This is a genomic window from Pseudomonas sp. BNK-44-b (assembly GCF_047456245.1).
In the GTDB taxonomy this organism is placed as follows: Bacteria; Pseudomonadota; Gammaproteobacteria; order Pseudomonadales; family Pseudomonadaceae; genus Aquipseudomonas; species Aquipseudomonas machongensis.
Map to the genome: position 1 here is coordinate 2,137,175 of NZ_CP179908.1, position 22,529 is coordinate 2,159,703.

The window sequence follows — 22,529 nt, forward strand, 5'->3', positions numbered from 1 at the left end:
CCCTCAGGCGCGCTCGCCGCGAAGCCAGCGTTGGTGATAGTGAGCAAGCCGCGTCAGCCCGAACAACGCTCCCTGGCGCATGACCTCAGACCGCTCACCGAAGAAACGTTGGGTACGGGTAAATACGGCTGTGGGCTCCCCGGCAAAAGCCCAGGCAAAGCACAGGGTGCCCGGTGGCACACCAGACTCAGGCGCGGGCCCCGCGACGCCAGTGGTAGCGATCGCGACATTGGCATCGCTGTCTCTCAAGGCCCCCAGCGCCATTTCCCAGGCTACTGGCTCGCTGGTCAGGCCGTAGCGTTCGATGGTTTCGGCGCTGACGCCAAGCAAGCGTTTCTTGGCGCTGGGGGAGTAGACCACATAGCCACTTTCCAGCACCTCCCCGGTGCCTGGCACCGCAGCCAGAAGCGCCACCATGCAGCCTGCCGTGCACGACTCTGCGGTCGTCAGGATCAACTTGTTGTCTTTGAGATAGCTGAGGGCAGTCAATACGGGTTCGCTTGCCATAAGACATGACTCGCTTGTTGTTGTGCGGTGGACGCAATCAAGCGGTGATTGGTTCAGCGCAATCGGTGTCCACGGCGCAAAAACCAGCACGTGAGGAGGGGTAGCACAACGCTGATTCCATCCCGAAAATCAGGAAGTAGGCTCGCCTTCGGCGAGCCTCTTTTTCGTCAGAGGATCGGTTTCCCGCCGGTAACGGCGTACCGTGAACCACTGATGTAGCTCGCCTCGTCGGAGCCGAGCAGCACGTAGATTGGCGCGACCTCCACCGGCTGTCCTGGCCGCCCCATGGGGTAGCTGGAGCCGAAGTTTCTTACGGCCTCGTCGGGCATGGTAGCCGGGATCAAAGGCGTCCAGATGGGGCCGGGCGCAACGCTGTTGACTCGAATCCCTTTCTTCCCTAGTAGCTGAGCCAACCCAGCCGTGAAGTTGGCAATGGCGCCCTTGGTCGTGGCGTAGGCCAGCAAACTGGGGGATGGGTCGTCGGAGTTGACCGAACTCGTGTTGATGATCGAGCTGCCCTTGGGCATGGAGGGTAATGCTGCTTTGCAGATCCTGAAGATAGCGGTGATGTTGGTATCGAAGGTTTTCACCCATTCGTCATCGCTGATCTCCTCCAGGGTCTCATGGGCCATCTGGAAGGCAGCGTTGTTGACCAGGATGTCTATGCGCCCGAACTGTTTGACGGTCTTCTCGACGATGTCATGGCAGTGCTGTTTCTGCGCCAAGTCTCCAGGGAGCAGAAGACATTTTCGACCTGCTGCTTCGACCCAGCGCGCAGTGTCCTGCGCATCTTCATGTTCGTCGAGGTAAGCGATGGCGACGTCAGCACCCTCGCGTGCATAGGCGATAGCGACTGCCCGCCCGATGCCACTGTCAGCACCGGTGATGAGCGCAATCTTGCCTTCCAGGCGGTTGTGGCCGGTATAGGAGTGCTCACCACAATCTGGATAGGGCTCCATCTTGCGTTGTGAGCCGGGGACGCTTTGCGGTTGCGAAGGAAAGGGCGGCGTAGGGAAGTCTCGCATGGTAAAAGCTCCTGCGGTTGTGCCACGGATTTTTTAAGGCTGATGGTGTCAGCGCGCCTTGCCTTTTTCGGTGTGCTGAGAGAGGGCTCAACCGACCAGCATCTTGATCAGTTGCTCGTTGAATGCCGGGATATCGTCCGGCTGGCGGCTGGTGATCAGGTTGCCATCCACCACTACCTCTTCATCAACCCAGTCACCGCCTGCATTGCGAATATCGTCCTGCAGCGTCTTGTAGCTGGTCATCCGCTTGCCTTGGACCAGGCCGGTCGACACCAGCAGCCAGGCGCCATGACAGATGACCGCCAATGGCTTGTTTGCAGAGTCGTGGCTTTTCACCAGCTTCTGGGCGCCGGGTATCAGTCGGATGGTGTCGGAATTCTGCACGCCGCCCGGCAGCACAATGGCGTCATAGAGATCCAGGTGGGCACTGTCGAACGTTGCATCCACGGCAAACTCGTCTGCCGGCTTGTCATGGTTCCAGCCGCGTACAGTTCCCTCCTTGTCACTCAGGATGTCGACCACGGCGCCACTTTTTTCCAGGGCGTCACGCGGGCCGGTGAGCTCTATCTGTTCAAACCCGTCAGTGACCAGGAAAGCCACGCGTTTGCCGCTCAGTTGCGCATTCATTGTGAATTCTCCGTTTACGATGGACCTGAAAGGGAAGGCCATTCCATCACCCGCGAAGTTCAAAGACGATGCTTCGAATCGCGTCAAGCTGACCAATGGGCAGCAATTGAAAAAAATTGCAGGCGTGATTGCTGGCGTGGCGTCGTATTTTGCCGCCTAGCGTTTCCTTTGAATTTTTCTCGTCCTTCGTCCCTCACAGGCACATGAGTAATATTGCCGGGAGGCTTTGCTATGCAACCAAAAACCGAAGGTCTTGAAGAGCACGGCCCAAGTGGTGTGCCGTTCATCAACGATCCGGAAAAACCGACTTCACCGCCTTTGAATGACGCTGACGCCACTGGTGCTGCAGAGGCTGAGGAAGACATCGAAGACGATGGCCAATCTCTCTGAAGAGCGCCAGGGCGAGTTCTCGCCCTGGCACCTTCAACATTGGCCAGCGGCCTTAGCTGTTGCGACCGCCTCCGTGGCTGTTTTGTCCGCCCTTGCGGCCAGCCTCCGAGGCGCGTTCACGGTCGTTGGCAAAGTTGCCGCCCGAGGATTGGCCACCCTTGCGCCCCGCCTCGGACGCTTTCTCTCGGTCGTTGGCAAAATTGCCGGGGTTATTCTGTGCAGTGCCGCCTTGATGCCCGCGATTGGTTTGGTTGTTAGCCATGATCTTTCACCTCATGTCAGTCACACAGGAAAGTCTGTGTTCAACTTCGACCGCTAGCCTGGAGGCAATCACTCCCACAAATTCGCATCCACCGGACGAAACGCATGAAGTATTAGGCGCTTTATTTCATGTGTCCTAGAGCCTGCGCCGCAAGTAGCCTGGAGCGCTACTCATGAGTCCTCTGGCATTGTTTCCACCAAAGGTGGTTGCTCAAAGAAATGCCTGCAATACCAGCCAATCGGCTGAACGCGGGCTGGTGGGGCAGGGTCAACAACTGGCGATGGAGTGAGGAGGGTGAGCGGTGGAAATCCATGCGTTATTGACCGAGCTGCTGAATGCTCGCGGCCCTGGCGGCCAGGAAGATGAGGTAAGGGCCATCTGTCAGCGCGAATTGGCTTCTTCGTGCGACGATGCGCGTATTGACGGGGCTGGCAATGTCGTGGGCGTGGTTCGAGCGGGGCATTCCTGTAATCCAGAAGACGCCATCAGGGTCATGGCACACCTTGATGAGATTGCAATGATCGTCAAGAACGTCCGCGAGAACGGAACGCTGGAAGTTTTGGCCTTGGGTGGTGCTCAGCCGATCAGCTTCGGTGTCTGCCCTGTCGATATCCTTGGCGATGAAAAAAACCTGCCCGGTGTTCTGTCCTATGGCTCGATGCACAACAGTGGTCGGACTTCCAACGGGAGAGATGTGCTCGCAGGCAATGTTCAGTGGAAGGATGTATACGTAGTCACGCGCATGTCGAAGCGCGAGCTGCAAGGCGCTGGCGTGCGCCCCGGCACCCGCGTGGTGCTCAGTCAGCATTGGCGCAAACCGTTCACTGTCCATGACTGTGTGGCTGCCCATTTTCTTGATGACCGTGCACCGCTCACTGCGGTGATCGAGTGCGCCCGTTTGCTGCGAGCAAGGCGTGAGGAATTGCACCAGGATGTGTGGTTCGTCTTGACCACGCTGGAAGAGGAATCCAATGCCGGTGCGCTCTACGCCGCAGCCAGGTTACCGGGAGAGACCACCATTGCGGTCGAGGTCGGGCCGGTGCTTGAAGAATATGGAACGGAGCTGACGGCCAACCCGATCATCAATACCGGCGATCAGAAGGGATACTACAGCCGCACCGTGGTGCAGGCGCTGATGACCGCCGCTCGGCGGGCAGGGTACGTTCCTCAAACCGCATTGCTGGTAGATTTTGCATCCGATGCCAGCGCGGTGTTGAGTACAGGTATTGATGCCAAGGCTGGCTGCATCGCGATCCCGACCGAAAATACCCATGGTTTCGAGATGGTCCTGCTGGAAGGAATCTCGGCCTGTGCCGTCACGCTCGTCGAATATCTGATAGATCCGCATCCTGACAAGCGGTCCGACGCCTCATCCACAAGATGAGCGCCGCCCCGGATAGCTGAACCGCAACCCGCGCCTGAGCGCGGGTCTCGGGCAGGGTCTATTTTTTACTCGGCAGTACTGAGCTGAACACTTGCTTGGCAGTCTGGACGATGACACCACCCTGATTCGGATCGCCATGAAGCAACGCGCTGGCGAACTTCTTCGCTTGCTCAAGCTTGATGTGGGGTGGCAACGGCGGGACGTCCGGGTCCGTCTTGAACTCGATCAGCACCGGTCGGTCGGCTGCCAGGGCGCGCTCCCAGGCGCTGGCAATGTCTTCTTCACGCTCCACATAGATGCCTTGCAGGCCAATGGAAATGGCGAACAGGTGATAGGGCACGTCCGGGATCGATTGCGAGGCCTCGAATTTGGGGTCACCTTCCATGACCCGTTGTTCCCAGGTCACCTGGTTGAGGTCTTCGTTGTTGAACACCGCGCAGATCCACTGCGGGTTGTCCCACTGGCGCCAGTATTTGGCCACGGTGATGAGCTCGGCCAGGTTGTTCATCTGCATCGCGCCGTCACCCACCAACGCCACCACCGCGCGCTGAGGGTGGGCGAACTTCGCCGCGATGGCATAAGGTACCGCCGCGCCCATGCTGGCAAGGCCGCCGGATAATGAGCACTGCATCCCTTGGCGGATCTTCAGGTCGCGGGCGAACCAGTTGGCGCACGACCCAGAGTCGCTGGTGACGATGGCGTGGTCCGGAAGGCGCGGGGAGAGTTCGCACACCACGCGTTGCGGGTTGATCGGGTCGGCCTTGGCCAGCGCGCGCTTTTCCAGGGTCTTGTCCCACTGTGTGCGCCAGCGTTCGACCTTGCCGCGCCAGCGCCGCTCGCTTTTGTGCTGCAGCAAGGGCAGCAATGCTTGCAGGGTTTCGCTGGCATCGCCGACCAGGTTGACTTCCATTGGATAGCGCAGGCTGAGCATGTCCGGTTGCAGGTCGATCTGCACGCCACGGGCCTGACCTTCCTTGGGCAGGAACTCGGCATAGGGAAAGCCTGAGCCGATCATCAGCAAGGTGTCGCACTCATTCATCAACTGGTAGCTCGGTTCCGTACCGAGCAGGCCGATGGCACCGGTGACCCAGGGCAGGTCGTCAGGCAGCACGGCCTTGCCCAGTAGTGCCTTGGCCACGCCGGCGCCGAGCTTTTCGGCGACGGCGATGACCTGCTCGGTGGCCTGCAAGGCGCCGGCACCGACCAGGATCGCCACCTTTTTCCCGGCATTGAGCACCTCGGCCGCCCGCTGCAGGTCAGCGTCGAACGGCACGACCTTGGGCTTGCTGTAGCCGATGCCCGAATGCACCGTGCCGTGTGCCCTCGCCGGCTCCTGATAGGGCAGGTCCTGTAAGTCATTGGGCAGGATGATGGCGGTGACCCGACGTTCGCCGACGGCGGTACGCACTGCACGGTCGAGCAGGTGCCGCACTTGCTCCGGGGTCGAGGCCTGCTGTACGAAGGCTCCGGCCACATCCTTGAACATCGACAACAGGTCGAGCTCTTGCTGGTAATGCCCGCCTAGCGCCGCACGCGCTTGCTGGCCGACGATGGCCAGTACCGGCTGGTGATCCATTCGTGCATCGTAGAGGCCGGTCAGCAGGTGCGAGGCGCCGGGTCCGGAAGTGGCGATGCACACACCGAGCTCACCGGTGAACTTGGCGTGAGCGCTGGCCATGAATGCGGCCATCTCTTCATGGCGGGCCTGGATGAATTCAATCTTCCCGTTGGCTCGGCTCAATGCACCAAATACGCCATTGATGCCGTCCCCCGGGTAGCCGAAGATGCGTCGAACGCCCCACTGGTACAAGCGCTCGACCAGGAAGTCGCCTACCGTCGTTGTCATCGTCTTCTCCCTATCTGTGATCAATAGGGTCTGGACTGGGCCGCGGAGGGTAAAGTTTCAACAGGTTGTAGGTGGTCAGTCCATAGGAACCTCGGCACGGGTATGGCTTCTCAAGGACATTACCAGCCTGATCAGGATGCCCTCATGATTGCCATCGACAGTAGCGCCCAGCCCATCCAGGCCTTGCGATTCGAGGACGACGGCGCGACACCCAATAGCCGTTTCCCCGTGTTGCTCTACCAGCTGCAACTTGCGCCTGCGCATGACAACGCCAGCGCGTTCGAGTCCTTGTTCGCCGCTCATCAGTGGACCCCGCTGTGGCGTGCCGGGATTTTCGACTACCACCATTTCCACCCCAATGCACACGAGGTGCTCGGCGTTGCCCGCGGCCAGGCTCGGATCATGCTGGGCGGCGCAGCGGGTCAGGCGCTGACGGTCAAGGCGGGCGATGTTCTGGTTTTGCCGGCAGGGACAGGCCATCGTTGCATCTCGTCCAGCGACGAATTCCTGGTCGTGGGCGCCTATCCCCAGGGGCAGGAAGATTACGATACCCAGCGACCCGAAACCGGCGCTCACCAGCAGGCGCTGGCGCGTATTGCCCGAGTGCCGCACCCGGAGCAAGACCCGGTGACGGGCGTACATGGTGCGCTGATGAGGCTCTGGCAGTGATCAGCAGCAAACGCGTCAAAAGAACGCCTGGATTTCCGCTTGAGAGAAACCCAGGCGAGATCAGCTGGCCAGCCGAATCTTTGCGTCATCAAGATCGTTCACCGGCGCCGACGTTGGGCATGGGTAATGACGAACCCGGCGAGGAACCCGATCACTGCGGCACTCAGCAGCAAAGGGGGTCTGGCCTTCGGGGTTCTCCATCCGCCTTCGATACTTCGCCGACCAATCGGCGGTTCAAAGAGGTTGCCTGAAGACTTCGCTGCGCCAGGGCTACGGTTCAATCCCCAGCGCGTGAGCCATCCCGACAGCGCCGGTAACCCGGGCATCAGATAGCTGGCCAAATGCGCGAGGCGGGCGCTTGCACCGACAGTGGTGTTGGCGTGAGGTGCAATAGCGCAGGCCACCATCGCCTTTGCCACGAGCTCTGGATCGTAGATGGGCCCTGGCGGTTTGAGCGCATGCCCTGTGTAGTTGCCGCCATCGCGGAAGCCAGGGGTATCCATTACGGCTGGGTAGATGTCACAGACGTGGATGTCGGGGAATTCAGTGAGCTCGCCCCTGAGTGCCTGAGTGAGCCCGCGCAAGCCGAATTTGCTGGCTGAGTAGGCTGCGGCATAGGGTTGTGCAACCCAGCTCCCTAGCGACAAGGTGTTTATCAGCGTACCGCTGCCCTGTTTCTTGAAGTAGGGGAGCGCTACGTAGGCCCCTCGAAGGTAACCCACCAAGTCGGTCTGGATGACCTGCTCATGGGCTTCGAGCGGCGTCTCCTCGAAACTGCCCACCGCACCCACGCCCGCGTTGTTTATCCAGATGTCTATTCGGCCATGACCAAACTCTGCAGCACGTTCCGCCAAGGCGAGTACCTGATCGCTCTGGGTCATGTCGGTCGTTACGGCGACAGCATCGGTGCCGCAATCGGTGCATTCATCCAGCGTTTCGAACAACGCCTGCTCATCTCGTGCGGCCAGAACCAGACGCGCGCCTTTGCAGGCAAAGGCATGGGCTGCGGCGCGGCCTATGCCACTGGACGCTCCGGTGATCACCACCACCTTGCCGCGCAGCGGGCCTCTGATCGGCGAGTGAGTCAACGGGGGCGGCTCATCGGCGGGTGAAATGGGCTCGCTTATCGGCGCCGTGAAGGTCTCACTGGCTTCGATGCGCGAGAGCTGGAGGGAGGTACCGTCCACAAGATTCAAGGTCAAGTCGCTGATGGTGCCGGCCACCCGCCCAGGGAAAATGGGCTCGCCTTCAGCATCGAGACTGTCGTAGATGAATCGGTCGCCTTCCAGCCATCCGATAGCCGTCAAAAGCTCTGGGCTGAGGTAATACTTGCCGTCTTGGAAAAAGCCTGGGAACTGATGGGCGCGTTCAAGGTTTTCAACGTTGTACCGTTCACCTGGCTTCATGCCTGTTGCTTGATCAATCATGGTGCAAGCTCCCTAAAACGTGGGGGGTATGCAGGGGAAGGCTGTTAGGCGGGCAAAGTTCAGAGCAACTGGTTCAGTGGTGGTGTGATGCAGGCATGGATGACGTGACAAACACTTCGAAGCTGGTTCCCTCGACAACCTGAGAGCATGGTGAAGGGGCAGGCGCAGCAGTTGGACCCCTGCGGTATGGCGCATTAAGCCGTTATGGCAACGCCAGTCGTCAATTGGGGTGAACGGAGGCAACGGAGTCAGGCTCAACCTGGAAGATTCGCTTCTCACTCCACCTGCCCTAGGACCTTCAAAATGCCCAGCTACCTGTACTTGATCAGCTATATCCTCGACAACCAGCCCGGTACTTGCGAGTTCCGCAGTGACCAGGAAGACCTGAGCCGCGAAGCTGCGCGCGAATACTTGCAGGGCCTGCACCGCAACGAGGCTTCTTCATTCACCGATGTGCAAGTGCAGCGTCTTGAGCATGACCACGAGCCCGGCACATCGCCAGGACACTACCAGCAACCCTGAGGGGTTGCCGGGATGAACGCGATAATCGAAATAAGCCAGGCAGAGCGCCGACTCGTCTCTGGCGCCTCTTGCTCGGCGCTTTGCGCTTATTGAACGACGACGTACCTTGACGACTCCATTGCAGCAACACAGTGCATTTGGAATGCCATGATGATTCATCTGGGGTGCGCGGGCTGGAGCTTGTCCCGCCAGTACGCCGACGAGTTCCGGCTGCCGGGCAGCCACCTGCAGCGCTATGCCGCGCGGCTTGATGCCGTGGAGATCAACAGTTCGTTCTACCGTGCGCATCTACCTGCGACCTATGCGCGTTGGGTTTGCTCGGTTCCGGAACATTTTCGCTTCGCCGTCAAGCTGCCCAGGCTCATCACCCACGAGCTACGCCTGGAAGGTTGCGAGGTTGCGCTTGATGCGTTTCTTGGCCAGTGCCGGCAATTGGGGGACCGTCTGGGTTGCCTGCTCGTTCAGTTGCCGCCGTCGCTCGCCCATGATGCCGGGCGCGACCGGCGTTTCTTTGAAGTCCTGCGCGAACACTATGCCGGGCCGGTCGCGGTCGAGCCCAGGCACGCCAGTTGGCAAGCGGCGCAATCAATGTTGATCGACTTGCGTATTGCCCAGGTGGCGGCGAGCCCTTCACGCTTCGCTGCCGACGCACAACCCGCTGGCTGGCCTGGATTGGTCTACTGGCGCTTGCACGGCGAGCCGCGGATCTACCACAGCGAGTATTCCCAACAATACCTGCAACAGCTGGCTGAGCGGCTGCAGCGGAGCCACGCTGCAGGTGTAGATACCTGGTGCATCTTCGACAACACCGCCTCCGGTGCAGCACTGGGTAACGCGCTGACGCTTGAGCGGTATCTGCGCTGATGCAAACCGGATCAAACTTTTTGGCTGCATTAGGGCTCTTCTGAGAACACATTAGACCGCGAGGAACAGCCCATGAAAGCTGACGATGGCAAGAACGGCGACAAAGTCCCACGGCCGCTCTCTTCTGAAGAAGCACAGCAAGGCGAGCGGGTGCCAGGCCCGGTGCTTGAGCGCCCGGATCGGGATACCGAGGCGGTGGACAAGATCATTACGCCCACCTCCATCAAGGAACAGGAGGAAAAGACGCGCCAGATTGAAAAGCGTCTGGCCGAGGTCGACAGGAAAGCCCGCCTTTGAATATCCGCTCAGGTGACCGGGCGCTAAACCCGGTTAGCGCTTAGCGAGATTTTCCGCTACCTGGGGTTTGGGGTGACTGGACGCCCGCAGTCTGCTCGACAGATTCGTTTTTGGTTTAGATCGAGCAGTATCAGCGGGTTTGTATCACAGCGTATTGGCAGGCGGCGTTGATACCTTGTGATCGATTAATCCGGGTTCGTGACACAGGCCAGGTACTTTGCCGGCTTTAAATGGGCTCCATCGAAGCGAAGCAGCAACGCCTCGGTTCAAACGAACAGCCCATTGAAGCCTGGAGAACCCGACCATGAACCGCAAAACCGTCTACGCCGCCTGCCTGTTCGCCGCACTGAATGTCTGCACCCTGGCTGCCCGCGCAGAAGCGGCCGACAACGTGCGCAACTACACCTACGGCACTCCGCTGGATATCAAGAAGGTGGTGTCGACCAGCCAGGATGATGCGCCGACCTGCGGACCGGTCAATGCCCGGCTGACCTACCTCGACTCGCACAATCAGACCCAAGTGATGAACTACCGTACCCTTTCCAGTAACTGCATCGGTGAAAACTGAAATCAACAACCGACTCGATCCGTCTACAGGAGCGCAGCCATGAATTGGTAAACCCGGAACCACCAACGCCTGCCACGCAGGCGCGGGGCTCACTGTTCGTCAGCAGTGGGCCCCGTCAGCTGTGACGCCATGCGCACCAGCTCAGCCACCGAACGTGCTTTCATCTTGCGGGTGACCTTGCCGCGGTGGGCCTTCACCGTGATTTCGCTGATGTCGAGGTCCGCGGCGATGACCTTGTTCATGCAGCCAGCCACCACCCGGTTCATGATCTCCCGCTCGCGAGGGGTCAATGACGCATGGCGCATGCGAAGGTCGTGCAGGTGCTCTTCGCGCTCCAGCGCGCTGCGGCTTTTTTCCAGCGCGGCGCTGATGGCCGCGAGCAGAATGTCAGCGTCGAACGGCTTGGTCAGGAACTCCAGCGCGCCGGCCTTCATGGCGCGAACCGTGCCTGGAATATCGCCGTAGCCGGTGATGAAAATGATCGGCATGGTCGGCTGCGCGCCGGTCAGGTTGGCCTGCAAGTCCAAGCCGTTCAGGCCCGGCAGATTGATATCCAGCACCAGGCAACTGGGCACGACCTCCCGGGGGTGAGCGAGAAAGGTCTGGGCACAGGCGAACAGCCGCGGCTGCCAGTCGGCGAAGCGGATCAGCGGTTCCAGCGACTCGCGCACGGAAATATCGTCGTCCACGACATACACCACAGGCGTTGCCGTGGCCGTCACGGGGGCTGTGAGGGGGCGGGCGAGCATCGGGTCAGCTCCTTGAAGTCCTTGATCAACCAACCGGCAACGCGGCACTCAGTGCCTTGAGCAGTTGTGCCTCGCTAAAAGGCTTGGCCAGGCAGTCGACCACGCCGGCGCCCTGCAGGCGCGGGTCCCGGCAAGCATCGGTGTTGGCGGTGACGAGGATCACCGGCATGGCATTGCCGCAGGCTTGCAGGGCCTGGAGCAGCTCCGCGCCTGACATGCCGGGCATCAGCACATCCAGGATCAGGCAGCGGATCTGCTGCAGGCCAGACGCGCTCAGGAAAGACTGGGCCGAGGCGAATGCTTCTACCGCGAACCCGAACTCTCTAAGCAGGTCGGGCAGTGACTCGCGGACCGACTCGTCGTCATCGACCACTGCTACGAGCAAGGGCCCTTTCATCCGTTTACCTCCTTGGTGACACCGTCGGCTGTTGCTTCGCTGCTGGCTGTCGGCAGAGGAATGGCACAGTGAAAGGTTGCCCCCTGGCCATCATTGAGTGTGGCCCAGAGCTCCCCATTGTGGCGTTCGATGATCGAGCGGCTGATGGATAGGCCGATACCCATCCCGGATTCCTTGGTGGTGTAGAACGTCTCAAACATGCGTTCCATGGCCTGGCGGTCGAAACCGCTGCCGTTGTCGCGTACAGCCAGGTGCACGCCATGCTGGCCGTCCAGAACCGTGGTCACCAGCAGCTGCCGTGCGGTGCCGGCCGCTTTGCGCATGGCTTCGATGGCGTTGATGATCAGGTTGAGGATCACCTGCTGCAGCTGCACGCGGTCCCCCATGACCGCTGGCAGCCCCTTGGCAAACTGCACCTGTAGCGCAACGCCGTTGCGCCGTAGCTCGCCGAGCAGCAATGTGATGACTTCGTGCGCTGCCTCGTTTACATCGACTGCCTCGGTCATCACGCTTTGCCTGGCGAACAAAGCGCGCAGGCGCGTGATCACATCCGCAGCACGGTTGCCGTCACGAATGGTGCGCCGCGCGGTCTCCATCGCGCCATCGACGTTGGGTGGGGTGGCACCGAGCATGCGCAGGCAGGTGCTGGCGTTAGTGACAATGCCTGCCAGCGGCTGATTGACCTCATGGGCAATGGAGGCCGTGAGCGCGCCGAGGCTTGCTACCCGTGCCAGGTGGGCCATTTCCGATCGGACTTTGTCCAGCGCTTCTTCAGCCTGCTTGCGGTCTTCGATATCGGTGTTTTCGCCGTACCAGCACACCACTGCTCCGTCGTCATCACGTTGCGGCACGGCGCGGATCAGGAACCAGCGAAAGGCACCGTCGTGGCGTCTTAGCCGAGCTTCGTATTCACCTGGCGTGCCAGCCTGCATCAAGGCCACCCAGTACTGCTGCAGTCCTCCGGCGTCGTCCGGGTGCAGCGATGCGGTCCAGCCTTGGCCACGTGCCTGCTCTTGCGACATGCCGGTGTAATCGCACCAGCGCTGGTTAATGAAATTGACCTCGCCATTGGCGTCGGCGCTCCAGACGAAGCCGGGCACGGCATTGATTAGGTGGCTTAGGTCTGGTTCGTTGGGCATGACGATTCTCTGTGTTGCGGGCACCGCCGAGTGAGCGTGCACTGCGGCGGGAAATGTGCCGATAGATACCTAGGTGTCACTGCGCGACCGGTAGCTGCACCAGACCAGCAGGGACGCCAACAGCAGGCTGGCGGTGTACAGATTGAGCAGATGCTGTGATGTCCACTGGGCCTCGAGTAGCAAGCAGGCCACGCTGGGCGACAGAATTTCGCACAGTCGTCCGATGGCAAGTAACAGGTCGATGCCACTGCTTGCCAGCGCACAGAGTGGCGAGTTCCCAGAGTGAGGGCCGATGCCGGCGACTACCCGTTATGCCCTGTCAGCTTCTGTTAGCTGATTCAATCCTTCTGCGCCTGAGCGGGCCGGTTTGAGCGCCGTGGTGAGGCACAGCATCAAGACGAGCACGGCAAACAGCAGCTCGAACCCAAGGTCATGGTTGCCGGTGTAATCGCGCAGGGCGCCGAAGCAGATGGGTCCCAGTGCGGCGATCAGATAGCCGATGAACAGCATGAAAACGGTCCAGGCGCTGGCCTGCGCAGGTGTTTGCGCATGGTCCAGTGGCAGCGTCATGCCCACGGTGAAACCCATGCCCAGACCGGTAGCGACCAGCAGCACATACAGCGTCGGCGCTGCGGCAGGGGCGAAAGCCATGCCGGCAGCGCCGGCCAGGGCAAGCAAGGTCGACAGCGCCAGCACACCGCGACGGTCCTCGGGGTTACCGGGAACCACTCCGGCGACGATGCTCGCTACGGCAAACACCGCAGTGAACAGGCCGAGCAGAATGCCGGGAGGCAGGGATGTCAGCGCCCGTTCACTGGACGCCGGCGCCAGCCAGGCGAACAGCGCATAGACCACGAACTGACTGGCGCCGAAGTGCAGCGCTACCCGCCAGGCTTGCGGCTCGGTCCAGGGCAACCTGGTCGGCTGGTTGTCGAGCGGTGCGACTATCGGAGTGCTTACGCTCAAGCGCCTGCCCATCCACAGCCAGCTAAGCACCGCGCTCACGCACAGCATGCTCCAAATCCCGCTGCCTACGCGCCAGCTTTGCGCAAGCGCCGTAATGGGCGCGGTCAGGACTGCTGACAGGCTGGCCCCGACGCTCAGGCCGGCGGCGTAAATACCCATGAACAATGCCGGACGCTGGGGAAAGTGTGTTTTGATCCAGCCACCGATCAGCGCTCCGGCGATGGCGATGCCGACACTGACCAGGAAGGTGCTGAACAACAGCAGCATCGTGGTGTCGGCCAACGCTCGCAGCAGGCAAGCGGCGCCGAGCAGAACCAGTGCGGCAACCACGCAGCGATCGGTGCCGTGACGTCGGGCCAGGCTGGGCGCCAGCAAGGCCATGAGGCCCATGCACACGTCCGGGATGGCGGTTAGCAAGGCTGCCTGGGTGAAGCTCAGGCCGAAGTGCTGCTGGATCGGCAGCAGGATCGGGCCGATGGAGACGATCGCCGGGCGCAGTGCCAGGGAAAGCACCAGCAGACCGATGACGGCCTGTAGATGATGTTTGTCGGATGCCATGTTGACGCGCCTTGTATCGGGTGGTTGCAAAGGATCGTAACGAGGCATTGGCGATGATAAGTGCCAAAATGTATCGGCCAAGTGACAACCTCAAAGGGTATGAGATGAACAAAGAAGCACGGGCGCGGGACGACACCGATGCGTTGTGTGGGCGTAGTGAGGACTATCGCGACTATCAGGACGTCGCGCTGCCGATGACGGCGCTCTTGCGCAACCAGCCCGCCGGCGCCTGCAACGCACCGCATACCCACCGCCACGGCCAATTGCTCTACGCCACTCATGGTGTCATGCGCGTGGCGACGGACGACGGGCTATGGTTTTTGCCTCCCAGGCGCGCCCTGTGGATCCCGGCGGGCGTGGTGCATGACCAGCTGATGCTGGGTGCGGTCAGCATGCGCTCTATCTACATCCAGGCCGATCTCGCCGCCCGCTACGGTGAACGCTGCCGGGTGCTAGAGGTTTCCACGCTGTTGCGCGAGCTGATCCTTATCCTGGCCAGCCAACCCATCGAATATGACCTGGAGGGGCGTAATGCCCACGTGGTCGCGCTGATCCTCAGTGAACTGGAGTCTGCCCGGACCTTGCCGCTGCAGATTCCCTGGCCGGCCGATCGACGCTTGTTGGTGATCTGTAATGCGATCCTTGAGGCACCAGGGCATGCCCGTACCATCGAATACTGGGCGGACAAGGTCGGAGCCAGCTCGCGCACGCTGATCCGTCTGTTCCTCAAACAGACCGGCATGACATTCCGCAGCTGGGTACAGCAGGTACGTTTGGCCAGCGCCCTGGACCGGCTCGACAATGGCGAGGCGATCAGCGTCGTTGCGAAGGCGCTCGGTTATTCCAGCGTCAGCGCGTTCAGCAGCATGTTCCGTCGGGTGATGGGTGATTCGCCCAGTGCGTTCATGGCTGCGCGCTGAAGACGGTGTCAGCTGTTGGTCAACGCTTTGACCTGCTCGGTAACGAGGGCAGGGAGGCTCAACTGAGCGCACAACCCACCGCCCTCACGGTTGCGCAACACCAGCGTGCCTTGCAGCGATATCGCCAGTTGCTGGGAGATGGCCAGGCCGAGCCCGGTTCCGCCTGTGTCGCGGTTGCGAGAGTTCTCCAGGCGATAGAAAGGCTTGAGCACTTCGGCCAGCAACTCGTCGGGAATGCCGGGGCCACGGTCAAGAATCTGGATGGTCAGGCTCCCAGCGCCGGGTCTCGTTACCGCGATCTCGACGTCTGAAGCATATTTCAGGGCGTTGTCCAGCAGATTCACCAGCAGCCGACGCAGGGCATGGGGGCGGGTGTCGAGTACAGCCTCGCAAGCCATGTCGAGGTTGATGTGTTTGCCGGTGTCGAGGTAATCGAACACCAGGCTCTCCAGGAAAGCCTGCACATCAATGCGGCGGCTTACTTCGGTCGAACTATCCATGCTGCGGGCGTAGGCCACGCCCTCTTGGACCAGATGCTGCATTTCACTCAGGTCGCTCCACAGCTTGTCTTTTTCGGGCGAATCGTCCATCAGCTCGGCGCGCAGCTTCATGCGCGTGATGGGCGTTTGCAGGTCATGTGAGATGGCCGCCAACAGTTGCATACGCTCTTTCACATGGGCGGCAATGCGTGCTTGCAGGGTGTTGAAGGCGACAGCGGCGTAGGCGACCTCCACCGGGCCCGACTCATCCAGGCGTGTGCCGGCGCCGTTTGGGTCGAGGCTGTCGACGGCTTTCGACAGGTGCGTCAGCGGGCGAATGGCCGTGCGCACCGCCAGCCAAGTGCAGCCCAGCAGCAGTAGCAACTGGCCGACCAGCACCAGCGGCAGCCAGGCTGAGAGCGGTGAAATTGAAGGTCGCACATCGATGGTCAAGGGGCTGCCGTCGTGCAAGCGCAAGTGGGCCTGATAGTGAGGGCGCAGGTCTTCCAGCTGGATGTAGTTCAAGGTGTACTCGCGGCCCAGGGTCGCCTCCATGGATCGCACGAATTCGGGCGACGACGCCATGTCCAGAGGCTTGCCGGGTAAGCCCTCATCCAGCTGGTAACGATAGTTGGGGTGTACGAAACGCGGCAGCCACGCCTGGCGCTCTTCGGCTGGAAGGCGTTCGAGCATGGCTACGGTGGTGGTCAGGTCCTGCTCCAGGTTGCCCAGCATCAGGGTCTTGGCGCTTTGGTAGCGCTCATAGAACTGCAGGCCGAAAGACAGACCGTGAGCGATCACCAGGCTGACCAGGAAGATCAGCGACAGTCGGGAGGCGAGGGTGCGTGGCCAGCGCGTGGGCTTCATGCGGGTTCCCCCAGGATCTGCACAGCGTAGGAGAACACATAGCCCTCGCTGCGCACGGTCTTCACATAGGCCGGGTCGCGGGCGTCATCGCCCAGGCGCTGGCGCAGGCGGCTGACCAGCAGGTCGATCGAGCGGTCGAACAGGTCGGCATCACGGCCTTGGGTCAGATTGAGCAACTGGTCGCGGCTCAGCACCCGCTGTGGATGGTCGACGAATACCCGCAACAGGCGGTATTCCGCGCCGCTCAAGGCCACGACGGTGTCCTCGCTGTCGAGCAGGTGACGCGCCGTAGTGTCCAGCCGCCAGGCGCCAAACGCCAGCAACCGGTTGGCCTCGCTGACGATCAGATTGGGTGGCAGCATGCGCGTGCGACGCAGTATCGCGTTGATGCGCGCCAGCAGTTCGCGGGCGGCGAAAGGCTTGACCAAGTAATCGTCCGCGCCCATCTCAAGGCCGACGATGCGGTCGGCCTCTTCGTTGCGCGCGGTCAGCAGCAGCACTGGCGTAGCCTTGTGCTTGCCGGCACGCAGTTCGCGGCAGAGCACCAGGCCATCGTCGCCAGGCATCATGATGTCAAGCACGATAAAGTCGACACGGTTTGACTCCAGGAAGTTGCGCATCTGCCTGCCGTCGGCCATGACCGTGGCGCGCAGGCCGTTCTTGCGCAGGTAGTTGCCCACCAGCTCCCTGATCTCGCGATCGTCGTCTACGATCAGGATGTGATCCACGTGTTCCATCTGCGCTACCTTTTGCGTCTTGAACCTTGAGGCACGCACTTCTAGCGGTTGCCTGAGTGTTGCGCCATTACATCAAGGTGTCGGTGCAAGGCTCAGCGTCACGGTAATGTTGTCCCGTGTCGCCTTGGGGGAGGGGCAATTCTGGTTGGCCGCCTGCACCAGCAGGGCTGGGTGCGTGCGCTGTACAGAAATTTTTCGACATTCAGCATGGGTAATTCTCGTGATCCGTACTCTGGCCTCCAGCGTGAGGCGCCAGGCAGCGGACTGCCCGTTATTTGCTGTTAGCTGTTATTAGCCGCGGATTGCGGGAGCGGCATCGATACCTTCGTATGCTGTCGGGCCAGGTGTGAGGGTGCTATCACTGGGCAGGCGTAACCGGTCAACCACCTTTCCCAAGAGAAAACCAAGATGCTCCTACATCAATCGACCTGGGTTGAAACCGAACGATTCCTACAGCGCAGCCGAACCATCGTCATCCCGATCGGCTCCAACGAGCAGCATGGGCCGATGGGGCTGTTGGGTACCGACTGGATGTGCCCGGAAATCATCGCTTTTGAGGCGCAGAAGACGGCCGACATCCTTATCGCCCCGACCTTCAACATCGGCATGGCCCAGCACCATCTCGGTTTCCCCGGCACGATCTCGCTCAGACCATCGACCTTCATTGCCGCTATCACCGACTGGATCCGCTCGCTGGCGGTGCATGGTTTCGAGAAAATCCTCTTTCTCAACGGCCATGGCGGCAACGTGGCCTCGATCGAGGCGGCGTTTTCGGAAATCTACACCGAGGCCAGCTTTGCCGGCCGACCGGCAGGGTTTGCTTTGAAGCTGTGCAACTGGTGGGATCTGGACGGGGTGGAAGCGCTCGTCAAGGAACAGTTCCCGACCGGGCATGGCATCCATGCCACGCCGTCGGAAATTGCCGTGACCCAATGGGCATACCCAGCGTGTATCAAGACAGCCGACTATGCGCCGCAGGTCGCCAACTGGGGCCCCATCCGCGAAGCACTGGATTTTCGCGCGCGCCACCCGGACGGGCGAATGGGGTCTGACCCAGGCCAGGCTTCGCCGGAAAAGGGCCGGCAGTTGGTGATGATGGCTGTTCAGGGGTTGGTGAAGGTCGTGGACCAGTTCACCAACGAACCCACGCCGGCGTGAAATGATCCCGTATCATTCTCCGGGGTCTTCGGTACTGGGCTGGCTGAACCAGGGGGCCAGACCCAGTGTAATGACCGTCCTGACCAGGCTATCGACATTGTGCTCAACTCGGCAAAGAACGCCGCCGCGCTCCTGCTGAAGCTGATTAACCCATCGGCGCAGTGCCGACCCGAAGAAGCCTTTCGAACGGGCCACTTCGGTATGGCTGTAGCCTTGACAGTTAGACAGCTAAAGCGGTGAAGGTCGAGCTCCTTGGCTCGGCCTTGGATTATTTATGTCGGCTTGCAACCGATGCGATCTCGACCTTCGCCCCTTTCGGCAGGCGTGTGATTCCAACAGTGACCCTGGCGGGATAGGCAGTTGAAAAATAGGTGCCATACACCTCGTTCATTTTGCCAAAATCTTCCAGGTCCGTGAGGTAGACGGTGGTGGACACGATGTCGCTCATCTTCAGCCTGTCGGCTGCAAGAATGGATTTGATGTTTTCCAGTGATTGCCGAGTCTGTGATTCGATAGTGTCATCTATAGGCAGGCTTCCGGTCGCCGGGTCAATTGGCAGTTGCCCAGAAAGATAAAGCGTATCTCCAGCGCGAATCGCTTGTGAATAGGGCCCTATGGCGGCTGGCGCATTTGTGGTTGTCACGACCGCATCGCCGCCAGGTGAAGTGGCAGCCGCTGAAAACTGCGAATGGAGTGCGATCAAGGCGAGAGCTGATATCCAGCCGGTGGGGATGCGTGCGGTCTTGAGTTTCGAGCGAATGATCATGTCAGCAAGCTCTGAATATCAGGGTAGGGCGCCAGCCAATTTCACTAGCGTATCCAGTTGGTTTCGATTTTGATTTGCCTGGCAAGTCTGTGTGTCACCGGGCCGATCAGACACGCTTGATGCCAAGGGGCAGGCCTTGGGGCGATACCGTCAACGGACGCTCCAGCAATGAATCGGTATCACCGGGCGCTGACGGCTCGGCCTCGGACTAGGCCATTACGCCAAATCGTATTTCTCACGCACCAGATGAGCGATGCCCATGCGTTCCAACACGCTCATGGGGCACAGAAAAGTCACGCGCACCGTACCGGGCAGGCGGCTGATGTCGATGGAGCCGGTGATGGTCGCGCGATTAAGTATTTCGTCATACGGCAGGCCAGTGACATTAGCGGCGCGCTGCAGGCCGTTTTCCACAGCCAGGTTGAGATTTTCGCCGCTGCCTATGAAGGTGATCGGACCGCTCTGCTCGATTTCCTGCTGGCCCCAGTGCTCGCTCAGCGCACGGACATCAGCGCGCTGACGGGCATTCATCGGCCGCGCCATCGGCGGCAGATCATCGATGTTTTGCAGGAGGATCGGACCTTCCAGCGTCAGGTTCTTCACCACCTCCACCACCACTTCGGTTTCCCCGGAGCAATCGGTGGCATGCCCGGCAATTTCACCGTTGCCCTGCTGGGCGTGCATGTCGCCCATGTACACCCCGGCGCCTGGCACTTTCACCGGGCAGATCAGCACACAACCCTCGCGGACCGAGTTGGTGTCCATGTGGCCATCGGTCTTGGCCGCGTGCAGCTCTTCTCTTGTCATACCGAAACGGTGCGGGGCGCTGATCAGGTACTGGCCGAAATCCGCGCAGTTATGGGAATCGGGCAAGTCTCGCGACGGCAGGGTGCCAATATTGCCGAGAAACGGCCGCATGTGCGCGGCGACACCAGGGATATCGGCGCGGGCTAGGGACAGGATCGAATGCTGGGCGGCGAATTCCGGCAGTGCTGACATTTCAGACGCCTTGCCTGCCAGACGATTGGCGATGTCCTGATTGACCGTCAGGCTGACCTGATTCTGCGCATCGAACACGATAACGTAACCATGGCTGAAGCGGAACGCACTGACCTCGGCGCCGCAGTGGTTACAGCGAATCGAGTCTTCGCCGATGCCTTCGACATGGCTGGCTGGGTGTTCGGTGCCGCAATTGGCGCAGAACTTGGAAACGAACGGATCACCATTGTAGCGACCCTCGACGAACGACATGACCCCGGACGACGTGGCCAGGGAGGTGACGCGCATGGTTTTGATTTTGATCGCCACGGCATCGCCGATTTCAGCGCCGTCAATGGCCACCGGTTGCGTCACCTCATGGCCGCCCTCGAAGTCCGGGGTGATCATCGGTCCCCAGCAGCCCGGCGGAGTGCCGGTGATCAGGGTACCGCCATCAGCCAGCGGGCCGAGCATAGCCAGGCTCGGCCCGATGATTCCATGGGTGTATTGATCGACCCGCAGGCGGTCGACCGGCGTGACATTGAGGGTGGAATCAGGAACAGGCGTTGTCATTGTGGTCCCCTTGGGAATCAGGCGCGAACGGCTGCCGGCTGAGGCAGCCCGAGAACGGTCAAACAGCCTGCATAGTTCAGCGCAGCTTTGTATCTACTTTGTGTTCGGGGAAGCTGGGAAATTACGGGGACTGTATCGGAGGGCTGCGTGGATACATTGCGATACACGCAACAGGAGATTTCGTCGCGTCGGGCCGGGGTGCTTCTCTGCCGAATAAAACTTAATGCACGACCCTGCAACGGGAACACACACGGCTGTAGGAGCGAGCATGCTCGCTACAGGACTGCGGCTTGACAGTGCTAGTCTTTGGGTACTCAAGGAGTGGTGAACATGCTGGTTCATGTTGCATTACCAATGTGCAATTTCGCGTGTCTTTTTAACTATGCTCAAGCTGGCGCCATATTCTCTCGTGGAAATAAAAAGCGACAGTATTGCAGGCGGGTTCAATTACAGCTATCAGTCCGCCTATTAGGGCCGAGTCGGTGAGTAAGTATGCGACTGTGAACGCGATGCCGAAGTGCAGGACGCTGAAGCTCAAGGTTTTCCATAGCGGGCCTTTCTTTTTGAGATTCTCATCTTCGGCCCTTCAATTGGTGTGTTGGCCGCACGCATGAGCATGCGATGCGGCCGCGAGCGCTGCTCACCGTTTCGCTTCCTCCCCGGGTGTAGCCGAGCGGCTAAGGAACGCTCGAGTTATTTCGGGTAGGTGCTCCCTTAACCAGTCAGCCATGGCGATCTCTTCTTTCAAAATCGACCGGCAGGCTTCTGCGGTCAGCTCATCACCAGAGAAGTTGGCCGCTTCAATAAGCACGGTGTAAGAAGCGATCTCTAGATTTTCAAACACGTAACCGGACATCGCGCCCTTGACCACTTCATCGCTCATCGTCATGCCGCCCACAGCCTGTCCAAACGCCATAAGCTTTCCTGCCAGGTCTTTCAGGGTTGAGGTGCTTCCTCCCAAGCGTTCAATGCACTCAACTAGCAATCGCTGTTGCCCCTCGGTTTCGGTGATGTGCTGAACAATACGCTCGCGCAATTTTGGGTAATGCTCCAGCCGTTCCGCTTGGGCTTTAAGCATTTTTTCCGCTTGCTGTTCCATTGCGTGGGCGTCGCGCAACCAATCAAGAAGGTTCTCGGTAGGCTGAGTCATGATAGTTCTCCGTTATGCCAGAGTAATTGAGAATTTCTGTCGCCAGCACGTGTTCAAGTGGCCTGACGAATGGTTTGGCGCGCAAACTATTTGGGTCGGCTTATTTGCGTAGCCGATCTGAACTTTCTCGCGTGTTCCGTTCGTTTTTGATTGCGCTTTGCACCCAATTCTTTCTTCAACACGCCTATCCACCAATAAGTATTTCAATATGTCGGGTGGACCAGACGGCGGGCCCCTTGGAATTAAGGGGAGGCGTGGGAGTACGTCGAAAATCCTTTCTCTGCCGTTGATGGTGGTGACGGCGCTGCTTCGGTAGAGCTGTCAGCCCCTGATCATTTGGTACTTGAAGCCATGAAGCTGCGGACCGAGTCGCCGTTGGGGGGCTGAAAGCCATAGCTCTAATGAACCACGCACGTACGGCCCATGGAAGCGTTGCGGATACGCCAATCGTCAATCGGGGTGAACGGATGCCACTGCGTCAGGCTCAACCCAGTAGATCGCGTCTCACTCTATCTCTGCCGTGGGATCCTCAAAATGGCCAAATACCTGTACTTGATCAGCTACATCTTCGACAACCAACCGGACACCTGCGAGTTCCGGAGTCACGAGGAGGGCTTTACTCGCGAGGCTGCGCGCGAGTATTTACAGGGTTTGCATCGTAACGAAGCGTCATCGTTCACCGATGTGCAAGTTCAGCGTGTCGT

At 60.2% G+C, this 22,529-nt stretch carries 25 protein-coding genes and 1 pseudogene; 10 read left to right on the forward strand and 16 right to left on the reverse strand.

All coding sequences use genetic code 11. The features are described 5' to 3' along the window. Positions 1 to 3 precede the first annotated feature (3 nt). From ACMGGG_RS09665 to ACMGGG_RS09675, 3 genes are all read right to left on the reverse strand, one after another. Positions 4 to 507: a CinA family protein gene (locus ACMGGG_RS09665; protein WP_054893726.1), complete on the reverse strand. Its 504-nt coding sequence runs from the start codon at positions 505 to 507 to the stop codon at positions 4 to 6. Positions 508 to 674: 167 nt separating this feature from the next. Further along, a complete protein-coding gene (locus tag ACMGGG_RS09670; RefSeq protein ID WP_112898096.1) occupies positions 675 to 1,532 on the reverse strand; it encodes an SDR family oxidoreductase in 858 nt (285 codons plus the stop codon). A gap of 87 nt (positions 1,533 to 1,619) precedes the next feature. Further along, complete coding sequence (locus tag ACMGGG_RS09675) at positions 1,620 to 2,159, reverse strand: type 1 glutamine amidotransferase domain-containing protein (RefSeq protein WP_112898097.1); 540 nt, start codon at positions 2,157 to 2,159, stop codon at positions 1,620 to 1,622. Positions 2,160 to 2,390: 231 nt separating this feature from the next. On the opposite strand from ACMGGG_RS09675, the gene ACMGGG_RS09680 reads away from it, so the two are divergent. Continuing rightward, positions 2,391 to 2,549: a hypothetical protein gene (locus ACMGGG_RS09680; protein ID WP_172964773.1), complete on the forward strand. Its 159-nt coding sequence runs from the start codon at positions 2,391 to 2,393 to the stop codon at positions 2,547 to 2,549. A 52-nt stretch (positions 2,550 to 2,601) separates the two neighbouring features. Here the strand turns inward: ACMGGG_RS09680 and ACMGGG_RS09685 are convergent, their stop codons facing one another. Further along, positions 2,602 to 2,811 (reverse strand): general stress protein, encoded by a 210-nt coding sequence (locus tag ACMGGG_RS09685; RefSeq protein ID WP_051096970.1) that lies wholly within the window; start codon positions 2,809 to 2,811, stop codon positions 2,602 to 2,604. Positions 2,812 to 3,112: 301 nt separating this feature from the next. On the opposite strand from ACMGGG_RS09685, the gene ACMGGG_RS09690 reads away from it, so the two are divergent. Beyond that, positions 3,113 to 4,195 (forward strand): M28 family peptidase, encoded by a 1,083-nt coding sequence (locus ACMGGG_RS09690; RefSeq protein ID WP_112898098.1) that lies wholly within the window; start codon positions 3,113 to 3,115, stop codon positions 4,193 to 4,195. Positions 4,196 to 4,253: 58 nt separating this feature from the next. Here the strand turns inward: ACMGGG_RS09690 and ACMGGG_RS09695 are convergent, their stop codons facing one another. Further along, positions 4,254 to 6,041 carry a thiamine pyrophosphate-requiring protein gene (locus tag ACMGGG_RS09695; protein WP_063544672.1) on the reverse strand — a complete coding sequence of 596 codons (1,788 nt, stop codon included), beginning with the start codon at positions 6,039 to 6,041 and terminating at the stop codon, positions 4,254 to 4,256. A gap of 144 nt (positions 6,042 to 6,185) precedes the next feature. On the opposite strand from ACMGGG_RS09695, the gene ACMGGG_RS09700 reads away from it, so the two are divergent. Continuing rightward, positions 6,186 to 6,710: a cupin domain-containing protein gene (locus ACMGGG_RS09700; RefSeq protein WP_112898100.1), complete on the forward strand. Its 525-nt coding sequence runs from the start codon at positions 6,186 to 6,188 to the stop codon at positions 6,708 to 6,710. A gap of 98 nt (positions 6,711 to 6,808) precedes the next feature. Here ACMGGG_RS09700 and ACMGGG_RS09705 read toward each other — a convergent pair whose 3' ends face one another. Continuing rightward, positions 6,809 to 8,137, reverse strand: coding sequence for an SDR family oxidoreductase (locus tag ACMGGG_RS09705; protein WP_112898101.1), 1,329 nt, complete (start codon positions 8,135 to 8,137; stop codon positions 6,809 to 6,811). Between the two features lie 303 nt (positions 8,138 to 8,440). On the opposite strand from ACMGGG_RS09705, the gene ACMGGG_RS09710 reads away from it, so the two are divergent. The 4 genes from ACMGGG_RS09710 to ACMGGG_RS09725 all read left to right on the forward strand — a co-directional run bounded on the left by ACMGGG_RS09710 (position 8,441) and on the right by ACMGGG_RS09725 (position 10,388). Continuing rightward, positions 8,441 to 8,659: a hypothetical protein gene (locus tag ACMGGG_RS09710; RefSeq protein WP_054893733.1), complete on the forward strand. Its 219-nt coding sequence runs from the start codon at positions 8,441 to 8,443 to the stop codon at positions 8,657 to 8,659. A 150-nt stretch (positions 8,660 to 8,809) separates the two neighbouring features. Continuing rightward, a complete protein-coding gene (locus ACMGGG_RS09715) occupies positions 8,810 to 9,523 on the forward strand; it encodes a DUF72 domain-containing protein (RefSeq protein WP_414155800.1) in 714 nt (237 codons plus the stop codon). A 72-nt stretch (positions 9,524 to 9,595) separates the two neighbouring features. Next, positions 9,596 to 9,820 (forward strand): hypothetical protein, encoded by a 225-nt coding sequence (locus tag ACMGGG_RS09720; protein ID WP_414155363.1) that lies wholly within the window; start codon positions 9,596 to 9,598, stop codon positions 9,818 to 9,820. Positions 9,821 to 10,124: 304 nt separating this feature from the next. Beyond that, on the forward strand, positions 10,125 to 10,388 hold the full coding sequence (locus ACMGGG_RS09725; protein WP_153774677.1) for a DUF2790 domain-containing protein: 264 nt from the start codon (positions 10,125 to 10,127) through the stop codon (positions 10,386 to 10,388). 89 nt (positions 10,389 to 10,477) lie between these two features. On the opposite strand, the gene ACMGGG_RS09730 is transcribed toward ACMGGG_RS09725, so the two are convergent. The 4 genes from ACMGGG_RS09730 to ACMGGG_RS09745 form a co-directional block, all read right to left on the reverse strand. Continuing rightward, complete coding sequence (locus ACMGGG_RS09730) at positions 10,478 to 11,137, reverse strand: response regulator transcription factor (protein ID WP_151924525.1); 660 nt, start codon at positions 11,135 to 11,137, stop codon at positions 10,478 to 10,480. 25 nt (positions 11,138 to 11,162) lie between these two features. After that, positions 11,163 to 11,534, reverse strand: a complete 372-nt coding sequence (locus ACMGGG_RS09735) for a response regulator transcription factor (protein WP_414155364.1) — start codon at positions 11,532 to 11,534, stop codon at positions 11,163 to 11,165. After that, positions 11,531 to 12,673 carry an ATP-binding protein gene (locus ACMGGG_RS09740; RefSeq protein WP_414155365.1) on the reverse strand — a complete coding sequence of 381 codons (1,143 nt, stop codon included), beginning with the start codon at positions 12,671 to 12,673 and terminating at the stop codon, positions 11,531 to 11,533. The genes ACMGGG_RS09735 and ACMGGG_RS09740 overlap by 4 nt, the downstream gene beginning before the upstream one ends. A gap of 309 nt (positions 12,674 to 12,982) precedes the next feature. Next, positions 12,983 to 14,197 carry a CynX/NimT family MFS transporter gene (locus ACMGGG_RS09745; RefSeq protein WP_414155862.1) on the reverse strand — a complete coding sequence of 405 codons (1,215 nt, stop codon included), beginning with the start codon at positions 14,195 to 14,197 and terminating at the stop codon, positions 12,983 to 12,985. A gap of 104 nt (positions 14,198 to 14,301) precedes the next feature. Here ACMGGG_RS09745 and ACMGGG_RS09750 point away from each other — a divergent pair, with 104 nt between their 5' ends. After that, entirely contained in the window at positions 14,302 to 15,117 is an 816-nt protein-coding gene (locus ACMGGG_RS09750; protein WP_414155367.1) for an AraC family transcriptional regulator, read from the forward strand. 8 nt (positions 15,118 to 15,125) lie between these two features. On the opposite strand, the gene ACMGGG_RS09755 is transcribed toward ACMGGG_RS09750, so the two are convergent. Together ACMGGG_RS09755 and ACMGGG_RS09760 are read right to left on the reverse strand one after the other, a co-directional pair. Further along, a complete protein-coding gene (locus tag ACMGGG_RS09755; RefSeq protein WP_414155368.1) occupies positions 15,126 to 16,463 on the reverse strand; it encodes a sensor histidine kinase in 1,338 nt (445 codons plus the stop codon). Beyond that, positions 16,460 to 17,200 carry a response regulator gene (locus tag ACMGGG_RS09760; RefSeq protein ID WP_054893741.1) on the reverse strand — a complete coding sequence of 247 codons (741 nt, stop codon included), beginning with the start codon at positions 17,198 to 17,200 and terminating at the stop codon, positions 16,460 to 16,462. Before ACMGGG_RS09760 ends, ACMGGG_RS09755 begins: the two co-directional genes overlap by 4 nt. Before the next feature lie 408 nt (positions 17,201 to 17,608). Here ACMGGG_RS09760 and ACMGGG_RS09765 point away from each other — a divergent pair, with 408 nt between their 5' ends. Next, entirely contained in the window at positions 17,609 to 18,358 is a 750-nt protein-coding gene (locus ACMGGG_RS09765; RefSeq protein WP_414155369.1) for a creatininase family protein, read from the forward strand. Between the two features lie 268 nt (positions 18,359 to 18,626). Here the strand turns inward: ACMGGG_RS09765 and ACMGGG_RS09770 are convergent, their stop codons facing one another. From ACMGGG_RS09770 to ACMGGG_RS09785, 4 genes are all read right to left on the reverse strand, one after another. Then, a complete protein-coding gene (locus ACMGGG_RS09770) occupies positions 18,627 to 19,058 on the reverse strand; it encodes a RidA family protein (protein WP_239502763.1) in 432 nt (143 codons plus the stop codon). A 282-nt stretch (positions 19,059 to 19,340) separates the two neighbouring features. Beyond that, the gene (locus ACMGGG_RS09775; protein WP_197889719.1) at positions 19,341 to 20,675 is read right to left on the reverse strand and encodes an acetamidase/formamidase family protein; all 1,335 of its coding nucleotides are present in this window, start codon (positions 20,673 to 20,675) and stop codon (positions 19,341 to 19,343) included. A 376-nt stretch (positions 20,676 to 21,051) separates the two neighbouring features. Next, positions 21,052 to 21,213 (reverse strand): DUF2061 domain-containing protein, encoded by a 162-nt coding sequence (locus tag ACMGGG_RS09780; protein WP_414155370.1) that lies wholly within the window; start codon positions 21,211 to 21,213, stop codon positions 21,052 to 21,054. Positions 21,214 to 21,315: 102 nt separating this feature from the next. Further along, the gene (locus tag ACMGGG_RS09785) at positions 21,316 to 21,825 is read right to left on the reverse strand and encodes a ferritin-like domain-containing protein (RefSeq protein WP_063544688.1); all 510 of its coding nucleotides are present in this window, start codon (positions 21,823 to 21,825) and stop codon (positions 21,316 to 21,318) included. Between the two features lie 190 nt (positions 21,826 to 22,015). Between ACMGGG_RS09785 and ACMGGG_RS09790 the strand changes: the two are divergent. Beyond that, positions 22,016 to 22,197: pseudogene (locus ACMGGG_RS09790) on the forward strand (manganese catalase family protein); the annotation flags it as partial. Positions 22,198 to 22,529 lie beyond the last annotated feature (332 nt).

Bases quoted from the DNA above. Each gene is read 5' to 3' on its own strand.
- ACMGGG_RS09685 (WP_051096970.1), bottom strand. From the start codon at position 2,811: ATGGCTAACAACCAAACCAATCGCGGGCATCAAGGCGGCACTGCACAG.
- ACMGGG_RS09760 (WP_054893741.1), bottom strand. From the start codon at position 17,200: ATGGAACACGTGGATCACATCCTGATCGTAGACGACGATCGCGAGATC.
- ACMGGG_RS09775 (WP_197889719.1), bottom strand. From the start codon at position 20,675: ATGACAACGCCTGTTCCTGATTCCACCCTCAATGTCACGCCGGTCGAC.
- ACMGGG_RS09670 (WP_112898096.1), bottom strand. From the start codon at position 1,532: ATGCGAGACTTCCCTACGCCGCCCTTTCCTTCGCAACCGCAAAGCGTC.
- ACMGGG_RS09720 (WP_414155363.1), top strand. From the start codon at position 9,596: ATGAAAGCTGACGATGGCAAGAACGGCGACAAAGTCCCACGGCCGCTC.
- ACMGGG_RS09765 (WP_414155369.1), top strand. From the start codon at position 17,609: ATGCTCCTACATCAATCGACCTGGGTTGAAACCGAACGATTCCTACAG.
- ACMGGG_RS09675 (WP_112898097.1), bottom strand. From the start codon at position 2,159: ATGAATGCGCAACTGAGCGGCAAACGCGTGGCTTTCCTGGTCACTGAC.
- ACMGGG_RS09695 (WP_063544672.1), bottom strand. From the start codon at position 6,041: ATGACAACGACGGTAGGCGACTTCCTGGTCGAGCGCTTGTACCAGTGG.
- ACMGGG_RS09755 (WP_414155368.1), bottom strand. From the start codon at position 16,463: ATGAAGCCCACGCGCTGGCCACGCACCCTCGCCTCCCGACTGTCGCTG.
- ACMGGG_RS09710 (WP_054893733.1), top strand. From the start codon at position 8,441: ATGCCCAGCTACCTGTACTTGATCAGCTATATCCTCGACAACCAGCCC.
- ACMGGG_RS09680 (WP_172964773.1), top strand. From the start codon at position 2,391: ATGCAACCAAAAACCGAAGGTCTTGAAGAGCACGGCCCAAGTGGTGTG.
- ACMGGG_RS09665 (WP_054893726.1), bottom strand. From the start codon at position 507: ATGGCAAGCGAACCCGTATTGACTGCCCTCAGCTATCTCAAAGACAAC.
- ACMGGG_RS09745 (WP_414155862.1), bottom strand. From the start codon at position 14,197: ATGGCATCCGACAAACATCATCTACAGGCCGTCATCGGTCTGCTGGTG.
- ACMGGG_RS09715 (WP_414155800.1), top strand. From the start codon at position 8,810: ATGATTCATCTGGGGTGCGCGGGCTGGAGCTTGTCCCGCCAGTACGCC.
- ACMGGG_RS09785 (WP_063544688.1), bottom strand. From the start codon at position 21,825: ATGACTCAGCCTACCGAGAACCTTCTTGATTGGTTGCGCGACGCCCAC.
- ACMGGG_RS09750 (WP_414155367.1), top strand. From the start codon at position 14,302: ATGAACAAAGAAGCACGGGCGCGGGACGACACCGATGCGTTGTGTGGG.
- ACMGGG_RS09705 (WP_112898101.1), bottom strand. From the start codon at position 8,137: ATGATTGATCAAGCAACAGGCATGAAGCCAGGTGAACGGTACAACGTT.
- ACMGGG_RS09725 (WP_153774677.1), top strand. From the start codon at position 10,125: ATGAACCGCAAAACCGTCTACGCCGCCTGCCTGTTCGCCGCACTGAAT.
- ACMGGG_RS09740 (WP_414155365.1), bottom strand. From the start codon at position 12,673: ATGCCCAACGAACCAGACCTAAGCCACCTAATCAATGCCGTGCCCGGC.
- ACMGGG_RS09700 (WP_112898100.1), top strand. From the start codon at position 6,186: ATGATTGCCATCGACAGTAGCGCCCAGCCCATCCAGGCCTTGCGATTC.
- ACMGGG_RS09735 (WP_414155364.1), bottom strand. From the start codon at position 11,534: ATGAAAGGGCCCTTGCTCGTAGCAGTGGTCGATGACGACGAGTCGGTC.
- ACMGGG_RS09730 (WP_151924525.1), bottom strand. From the start codon at position 11,137: ATGCTCGCCCGCCCCCTCACAGCCCCCGTGACGGCCACGGCAACGCCT.